Raw genomic sequence first — 1,579 nt, forward strand, 5'->3', positions numbered from 1 at the left:
GCGTCACTGCTCCTGCGATGTTCGAGCGTTGACCAGTCGGCGCACCGCGGCGGCGACTTGCTCGGGTTGCTCGGCGGGGATGATGTGCTCGGAGTCGGCGTCCTCGTAGTGCGCGCCGATCTGGTCGGCGTATCGGCGCTGGTATTCGCGCATGAGGTCGAGATTGCGGGCCTGGTAGCGGGCGGCGTGGATCGCCGAGATGACGATGACGCCGGATTTCGGCGGTTCCGGTGGGCGGCGGCGGAATTCGTCGATCGCCGCCGCGACGGCCGCTATCTCGTGCCGGGACGTGGCGAGGCCGGCGGGGGCGAAGTCCTCGGCCAGCATGGTCGTGTAGGTGTCGGCGGGGAACTTGCGCCCGTAGGAGGCGGTCAGGATCCGCATGAGCGGTGGGACATGGCTCAGGACCTGCTGCACGGCGAGGATGCGGTCGGTCATCTTGGCGGTCGGTGCCCAATTGTCGTAGTTCGGAGCGGATTCCGCTGTCGGGTCGACGAGCACGAGCCCGACCGGTGACAGCGTTTCGGCGGCGCGACGGACGATCAGTCCACCCATGCTGTGGCCCACCAGGATCAACCGTTCCGGCGCGAGCGCCTGGACCAATGCCACCAGGGTGGCCGCCATGTCATCGATGGTCTGCGGTTCGGCAGGGCTGCCGCTGCGGCCACGACCGGCCCGGTCGTAGGCGACGGTATGCGCGATGTCCCCAAGTAGCGGCACCACCCGATCCCAGTGTGTCCGCCCGGCGCCCGTACCGGATTCGAACACCACCCAGGTATCCCCGGTGCCGGACTCTTCGAAGTAGATCTCGTTGCCGTTCAACATCATTCGACGCCCAGGAACATCCCGCATCGTGGTCACCCTTCTCTCCAATCCCAACTTTGGGAACGATACCAGATATGGGATAGTTGCGGTATGGACCCGACCGAGTTGCTGCTCCACCCGGTGCGATTGCGCATCATCCACGCACTGTCCGGCGGCCGATTGCGCACCGCCGGAGAGTTGTGCGACCGCATGCCCGATGTGCCCCGGACCAGCGTCTACCGGCAACTCGGCCTGCTCACCGACGGCGGAATGCTCGAGATCGGTGACGAGCGACGCGTGCGCGGCGCGGTGGAACGCTCCTACCGATTGCGACCCGACCGACCGACCATTTCCCCCGAGGCAAGCAGCGCGATGACCCCGCACGATCACCGCCAAGGGTTCGCCGCCGCCATGGCCGTCCTGATCGCCGAGTTCAACGCCTACCTCGATCGACCCGACGCCGACCCCGTTGCCGACGCGGTCGGCTACCGCCAAGGCACGCTGTGGCTCAGCCCCGAGGAGCTCGACACGATGCTCACCGGCTTCCGCGACCTCGTCACGCCCCTGGCGGCGAACCAGCCCGGGCCGGGCCGCAGACCGTACCTACTCAGCCCGATCCTTTTCCCGGGCGAGAAACCAGCACCGCCATCCGGACAGGGCTGACGCGCGTTCGCCGCACCCGGGACGCCGACAGCTTCAGGATTCCGGGGCCCAGGTATCGCCACGGATTGAAACTTGGATTGCCGCAAGCGATTCGCCGCTGGCGACCCACGAC

At 67.4% G+C, this 1,579-nt stretch carries 2 protein-coding genes; one reads left to right on the plus strand and one right to left on the minus strand.

Annotated elements, in window-relative coordinates; translation table 11 throughout:
• Positions 1-3 precede the first annotated feature (3 nt).
• Positions 4-852 carry an alpha/beta fold hydrolase gene (locus ACIRRA_RS45975; RefSeq protein WP_402782470.1) on the minus strand — a complete coding sequence of 283 codons (849 nt, stop codon included), beginning with the start codon at positions 850-852 and terminating at the stop codon, positions 4-6.
• Positions 853-915: 63 nt separating this feature from the next.
• Here ACIRRA_RS45975 and ACIRRA_RS45980 point away from each other — a divergent pair, with 63 nt between their 5' ends.
• Positions 916-1,467, plus strand: a complete 552-nt coding sequence (locus ACIRRA_RS45980; protein ID WP_402782473.1) for a helix-turn-helix domain-containing protein — start codon at positions 916-918, stop codon at positions 1,465-1,467.
• Positions 1,468-1,579 lie beyond the last annotated feature (112 nt).

The organism is Nocardia sp. NPDC101769 (assembly GCF_044766925.1).
Taxonomy (GTDB): domain Bacteria; phylum Actinomycetota; class Actinomycetes; order Mycobacteriales; family Mycobacteriaceae; genus Nocardia.

What these genes read in the sequence shown, in the direction of transcription:
- ACIRRA_RS45975 (WP_402782470.1), bottom strand. Translation starts at nt 852, where the DNA reads ATGCGGGATGTTCCTGGGCGTCGAATGATGTTGAACGGCAACGAGATC.
- ACIRRA_RS45980 (WP_402782473.1), top strand. Translation starts at nt 916, where the DNA reads ATGGACCCGACCGAGTTGCTGCTCCACCCGGTGCGATTGCGCATCATC.